Here is a 6000-nt window from a genome sequence, read left to right as displayed (position 1 = left end):
CTCACCCCGCCCGACGAGACCACCCACGTCACCCTCAAGTGGCCCTACGGCGGCTCCCTCCTCGACCAGTCCGGCGCCACCCGCCCCGGCACCTTCGTCAACATCATCAGCGTCGGCTGACCACCACCACACACCACCCGCAGCCACACACCTACCGACGGCCGCACCGCGCGACAAACGCGATGCGGCCGTCGCCATATGCGGCCCCCCATCGGACCCGCTCAGGCTATCTCCGGTCGGCTCAGCTCAGCGTCGGCTCAGATCAGCGCCGACTCAGCTCAGGCCGGCGCTGCGGGCTCGTTCCACCACCGGACCGATGGCCTCGGCGAGCGCCTCCACGTCGGCCTTGGTAGAGGTGTGGCCCAGCGAGAAGCGCAGAGTGCCCCGCGCCAGTTCGGGATCGCTGCCGGTGGCCAGCAGCACGTGACTGGGCTGGGCGACGCCGGCCGTGCACGCGGAGCCCGTCGAGCACTGGATGCCCTGTGCGTCCAGCAGCAGGAGGAGGGAGTCGCCCTCGCAGCCGGGGAAGGAGAAGTGGGCGTTGCCCGCGAGGCGGCCGGCCGGGTCCGGGTCGCCGTTGAGGATCGCGTCCGGTACAGCGCGGGTGACGGCGTTCACCAGCGCGTCCCGCAGCGCGCCGACTTCGCGTACGAAGTCCTCGCGCCGCTCGACGGCCAGCCTGCCCGCCGTGGCGAAGGCGGCGATGGCGGGGGTGTCCAGCGTGCCGGAGCGCACATGGCGCTCCTGGCCGCCGCCGTGCAGCAGCGGGACGGGCGTGTACTCGCGCCCCAGCAGCAGGGCGCCCACCCCGTAGGGGCCGCCGCTCTTGTGGCCGGTGACGGTCATCGCGGCCAGTCCGGAGTCGGCGAAGTCGGTCTCCAGCAGGCCGAACGCCTGCACCGCGTCCGAGTGCAGCGGCACATCGAACTCCCGGGCGACCTCGGCCAGGCCCCGTACGTCCGTGATGGTGCCGATCTCGTTGTTGGCCCACATGACGGTGGCCAGCGCGACGTCGGCGGGGTTTCGTGCTATGGCCTCGCGCAGCGCGTCGGGGTGCACCCGCCCGTGGACGTCCACCGGGAGCCACTCGATGTCGGCCCCCTCGTGCGTGGCCAGCCATTCGACGGCGTCGAGGACGGCATGGTGCTCGACGGGGCCGGCCAGGACGCGCGTGCGGGCGCCGCCGGACTGCTCTTTGCGCGCCCAGAACAGCCCCTTGACGGCCAGGTTGTCCGCCTCCGTGCCGCCGCCGGTGAAGACGACCTCGCTGGGGCGGGCTCCGAGGGAGGCGGCGAGGGACTCGCGGGATTCCTCGACCGTGCGGCGGGCCCGGCGCCCGGCACCGTGCAGGGAGGACGCGTTGCCGACGATTTGGAGCTGTTCGGTCATCGTCCGCACCGCTTCGGGCCACATGGGAGTGGTGGCGGCGTGATCGAGGTAGGCGGAGTGGGCGGTGTCAGCCATGGTTCCCCGATTCTACGGGCCGCCCCGGGGCGCACGACCGGCGCGTGGAAGCGGAACCTCCGGCGGCCCTGTCCGCCCCGGACGCTCCCGCTTCCGGCTCACCCGCCCCTCCCCGCGCCCGGGCTCCGACAGCGGCCGACTCCGGGATGCCCCCTGAAGGATGTCCCCTGAACATGCCGAAGCCGCCGGGGCCGCCCGGGGCCCGGGGGCGGGCCCTGCGGGTCGGTTCAGCGGCGGCTCGGCGGAATTCGGCCGGAGTTCGCGCTTCAGCCGGGGGTTCACGGGGTTCTGCGGGAATGCGGCGCGGGTCAGCCGCGCTCGGGGGCCCCGCCAGGTGTCCCCACCCGGCGGCTCAACGACCGTTCTCGGCCTGGAACATCCAGTGTTCCTTCTCCAGGTCTCCGGTGAGCTGGATGAAGACGTCCTCGGTCACCGGATCGACGGGCCCCACGGCCTTCATCCGCTCCCGCGCCTTGGTGATCACGGACTCCAGCGCCTCGACCATGGTGCGCACCGCGTCGGTGTCGGGCTGCCAGCCGTCCTTGACCGTGGAGATGGCGCTGCCGTTCGCGACGGTCGAGGCACGTCCGTCCGGCGAGATGCCGAGGGCCGAGGCGCGCTCGGCCACGGTGTCGGAGTAGCTGCGGGCGGTGTCGACGACCTCGTCGAGCTGGAGGTGGACGGACCGGAACCGGGGGCCGACCACGTTCCAGTGGATCTGCTTGGCGACCAGTGAGAGGTCGATGAGATCCAGCAGCGTGCCCTGGAGCGCCTCACCGACGGTCTTGAGGTCCTCCTCCGGAAGAGTGCTCTTCACTGCGTACGTCACCTTGTGCTCGCTCTCTCTCGGACAGCAACTTCTCCCCTCCAACGTACTCACACAGGGCGAAAAGGGACACTTCGCGCCGGAGGGGGTGCTGGAGTCTTCCGACCCCTCGCCCTGTGCCGCTCCGACGGGTCCCCCGCCGCGCGCACCTCATGCACCCGGGATGTGTCCGGGACGCCTCCCGGACACATCCCGGGAGGCACAGCCCCCACCCATCGGCGCCTAGGTGCGGGCGAGCTGGCGGGACTGGGCGACCAGGCGGTCCGCGGTGTCCCAGACCTCCGTGTCCTCCTCCAGGTAGCCGCCGGCCAGGTTGCGGGTGACGATCGAGACGCGCAGGGGGCCGGGGGCGGGGCGGGCACGGACGTGGACCGTCAGCTCCACCGTGGGCACCCAGCCGGTCAGGCCCAGGTCGAAGGCGGTGGGCGGCAGCGCGTCCACCGCCATCAGCAGGGCGAGGGGGTCGGGCTCCCGGCCGTCGGCCAGGCCGAGCCAGGCGCGCATCTCGCCGCGCATGCTGGGGGCGCCCAGTGCCCAGCCGATGGTGTCCGGGTCGAGCCGCAGATCGAGCCGGTGCGCCATCTCGGGCACGGCCGTCGCGCCGCCGGGGTGGTCGGTCGCCGAGAAGCACCGCTCGCGCGGCGGCATCGCGGGCGGTTCGGCGCCGGTGCGCACCTCGGCGGGGAGCGCGTCGAGGTCGCCGTAGGTGGCCAGTGCGCGGATGCGCTCGACCTCCTCGCCGTGCTCGTCGGTCTGGTAGAGCCCGGCCGAGGCGGTGGAGACGGTGCGGCCCACCCGGGCGGGGCTGGTGCGCACGAGCGCGGATCCCGCCGTGGTGGCGGTCAGGTAGTGCGCGGTGATCGTGAACGGATCGGGATGCGGAAGTGCCCCGCGCAGGGCGCGGCCCACTACGGCGAGCAGGTAGCCGCCGTTGAGGGCCTTGCCTATCGCCCAGCCCGGCGACAGGTCCGCCTCCCAGGCACCGTCGGCCCGTCGGCGCACCGCGGTGTCGCGGTCGAACTCGCCGCCCGGGGCGGTGCGGACGGCGCCCTGGGAACCCCGGGGCCGGACTGGTGCGTCAGAAGGAGCGTCGAACATGCCAGGAACCGTACACCGGGGGGTTACTCATGGGTAAGAGTCCCTGACCTGCTGCCCGGGCCGCCGCTCCGGCGTCGGTGACCAGCGTCGGTGACCAGCGTCGGCGGACCGACGTCGGTGGCCGCCGCCCGGGCCCGCCGGACAGCGGCCCGGACCCGCCAGTACCGCCGTCCGGCCGCCATCCGGCCGCCGCCCCGGACCCGGCGCACAGCGGGGGCGCGCCGGAGGGCCTCCTCTCATATGCGGGGACCCCTTCTCCAACGGACCTTGTCCGTCGTTAACTTGTGTTCCGGCCAGCGAAAGGGAGCCAGCAGCCATGTCGTACTTCGCGGACCTCGCCCTCCAGCACATCGACGGCGAGTGGCGCTCCGGCACCGGCTCCTGGGACATCGTCGACTTCGATCCGTACACCGGCCAGAAGCTCACCTCGATCACCGTCGCCGCCGCGGCCGAGATCGACGCCGCCTACACCGCCGCGGCGCGCGCCCAGCCCGACTGGGCCGCGACCAGCGGCTTCGCCCGCCGTGAGGTCCTGGAGCGGGTGGTGCGACTGATCGAGGAGCGGCAGGAGGCGCTGGCCGACGCGCTCACCACCGAGACGGGCGCGCCCCGCGCGCGGGCCGAGTTCGAACTGCGCCTGGCCCGCGAGTGCCTGCGCGACGCGGGCGCGCTGGCTGTCGGTCCCGCCGAGTGCCTGCCGCCGTCCCCCGTTCCGGGCAAGGAGAACCACGTCCTGCGGGAGCCGGTGGGCGTCGTCGGCGCCATCAGCCCGTTCCACCACCCCTTTCTGCGCGGCCTGGCCACCGTGGCGCCCGCGCTGGCGGTGGGCAACGCGGTGGTCCTCAAGCCGCACCAGAGCACCCCGGTCACCGGCGGCGCGCTGCTGGCCCACCTGTTGGAGGAGGCCGGTCTGCCGGGCGGGGTGCTGAACGTCGTCATCACCGACATCGCCGAGATCGGCGACGCGCTGCTGACCCACCCCGTCCCCAGCGTCATCGCCTACGCGGGATCCGAGCGCACCGGCCGCGAGGTGACGGCCATCGTGGCGAGCCACTTCAAGCGCGCCGTGCTCGACATCAGCGGCGGCGGCGCCTTCGTGGTGCTGGATGACGCGGATGTGGCCCGCGCGGCGGAGGCCGCGTGCTTCAGCCGCTTCGTGCACCAGGGTCAGGGCGGCGGCGCCCCGGCCAGCCGGGTGCTGGTGGACCGGGCCGTCGAGCGGGAGTTCACCCGCGAGTTCGCGGCGCGGGCCGCGGCCCTGTCCGCGGGCGACCCGCGCGCCCCGGCCACCCGCATCGGCCCGCTGATCAGCCCGGCCCAGGCCGAGTCGGCCCAGGCGCTGGCCGCGCAGGCCGTCGCCGACGGCGCTGTCGCGCTGACGCCCGGCGGGGCCAGTGGCGCGGTGCTGCGGCCCACGGTGTTGGCCGAGGTCCCCGAGAACGCCCCGGTGCTGCGCCAGGAGGTGCACGGCCCGGTCGCCGTCGTGCTGCCGTTCAAGGACGAGGACGAGGCGGTGCGGCTGGCCCGGTGCATCCCGCACGGGCGCGGCACGGCGGTGCACACGCGCGATACGCGCCGGGGGGTGGCGCTGGCGCGACGGCTGGTGGGGGGCACGGCGCAGATCAACGGTTCGGGCGTGCCCGACGAGCCGATGGCGGGGCCCGGGACGCTGGAGGCGTTCACCACGGTGCGCTGGCTGTCGGTGCAGTACGGGCGCAGCGAGTTCCCGTTCTGAGCCGCGCCGTGGGGCCCGGCCGGGCTACTCCGCGTCGGGGCGCGCGCTGCGGCGGTGCCAGGCGCGCGGGGCGCGCCAGTTGTAGCGCAGGGCCAGCAGCCGCAGCACGAACGCGAGCACCGCGGCGCCCACCGCCGTCGCGGGGCGTACGGCGTCCAGGTGGATGAGCAGCGCGACGGCGCTGGAGCCGATGACGGCCGGTACGGCGTAGATCTCGCGGTCCCAGCGCAGCAGCGAGGGCACCTCGTTGGCGAGCACGTCCCGCAGCACACCGCCGCCGGCCGCGGTGGCCAGTCCCATCACCACGGACGAGGTCAGCCCGAGGCCGTACTCGTGGGCCTTGAGGGTGCCGGTCACGCAGAAGAGTCCGAGGCCCGCGGCGTCGAAGACACTGACCGCCTTGTTGATCCGCTCGACCTCCGGGTGGAGGAAGAAGACCAGCGCGGTGGCGACCAGCGGCATCAGGAAGTAGCCCAGGTCGGTGAAAGCGGCCGGGGGTACGGCGCCGATCACCACGTCCCGGAACAGCCCGCCGCCGAGGCCGGTGACCTCGGCGAGGACGGCGATCCCGAAGACGTCGAAGTTGCGGCGGACGGCCAGGAGAGCGCCGGAGATCGCGAAGACGAAGATGCCGACCAGGTCCAGCCAGTGCTGGAGAGGCGGGCTGAAGACGGTGTCCACGAGCACCTTTGTACCGGGACGTGGAACCGCGCTCGCGGGCCGGGCCTGCTATCGGCCCGACCCGCGATCCAAACGAGAGACCCAAGGGTCTCTCGTGTGGATCGTCGCGGGTCCGCGACGACGGCTACGGCACCTCGCCGCGTTGTCGGAGCATCCGGGTACGCCCGGTACGAGGAAGCTCCTCCGCCTCGCGAGG

General features: G+C 73.7%; 5 protein-coding genes and 1 pseudogene. 2 read left to right on the top strand and 4 right to left on the bottom strand.

Annotated features, from left to right (window positions below; genetic code table 11):
- Positions 1 to 120, top strand: a pseudogene (locus ABD339_RS32940) (DUF4232 domain-containing protein); the annotation flags it as partial.
- 153 nt (positions 121 to 273) lie between these two features.
- Here the strand turns inward: ABD339_RS32940 and ABD339_RS32935 are convergent.
- The 3 genes from ABD339_RS32935 to ABD339_RS32925 form a co-directional block, all read right to left on the bottom strand.
- On the bottom strand, positions 274 to 1464 hold the full coding sequence (locus tag ABD339_RS32935) for a cysteine desulfurase family protein (protein ID WP_344570857.1): 1191 nt from the start codon (positions 1462 to 1464) through the stop codon (positions 274 to 276).
- Positions 1465 to 1816: 352 nt separating this feature from the next.
- Positions 1817 to 2293 (bottom strand): Dps family protein, encoded by a 477-nt coding sequence (locus ABD339_RS32930; RefSeq protein ID WP_344570856.1) that lies wholly within the window; start codon positions 2291 to 2293, stop codon positions 1817 to 1819.
- A gap of 219 nt (positions 2294 to 2512) precedes the next feature.
- A complete protein-coding gene (locus ABD339_RS32925) occupies positions 2513 to 3388 on the bottom strand; it encodes a thioesterase family protein (protein WP_344570855.1) in 876 nt (291 codons plus the stop codon).
- 316 nt (positions 3389 to 3704) lie between these two features.
- Between ABD339_RS32925 and ABD339_RS32920 the strand changes: the two genes are divergently transcribed.
- Positions 3705 to 5123 carry an aldehyde dehydrogenase family protein gene (locus ABD339_RS32920; RefSeq protein ID WP_344570854.1) on the top strand — a complete coding sequence of 473 codons (1419 nt, stop codon included), beginning with the start codon at positions 3705 to 3707 and terminating at the stop codon, positions 5121 to 5123.
- A gap of 24 nt (positions 5124 to 5147) precedes the next feature.
- On the opposite strand, the gene ABD339_RS32915 is transcribed toward ABD339_RS32920, so the two are convergent.
- Complete coding sequence (locus tag ABD339_RS32915; protein ID WP_425576167.1) at positions 5148 to 5804, bottom strand: trimeric intracellular cation channel family protein; 657 nt, start codon at positions 5802 to 5804, stop codon at positions 5148 to 5150.
- Positions 5805 to 6000: the final 196 nt, after the last annotated feature.

The sequence above is a fragment of the Streptomyces axinellae genome, from assembly GCF_039532135.1.
Taxonomy (GTDB): Bacteria; Actinomycetota; Actinomycetes; order Streptomycetales; family Streptomycetaceae; genus Streptomyces; species Streptomyces axinellae.
Note: the sequence above shows the minus strand (reverse complement) of the source record. Positions and strands in the feature narration are given on the sequence as shown.

Bases quoted from the DNA above. Each gene is read 5' to 3' on its own strand.
- ABD339_RS32935 (WP_344570857.1), bottom strand. From the start codon at position 1,464: ATGGCTGACACCGCCCACTCCGCCTACCTCGATCACGCCGCCACCACT.
- ABD339_RS32925 (WP_344570855.1), bottom strand. From the start codon at position 3,388: ATGTTCGACGCTCCTTCTGACGCACCAGTCCGGCCCCGGGGTTCCCAG.
- ABD339_RS32920 (WP_344570854.1), top strand. From the start codon at position 3,705: ATGTCGTACTTCGCGGACCTCGCCCTCCAGCACATCGACGGCGAGTGG.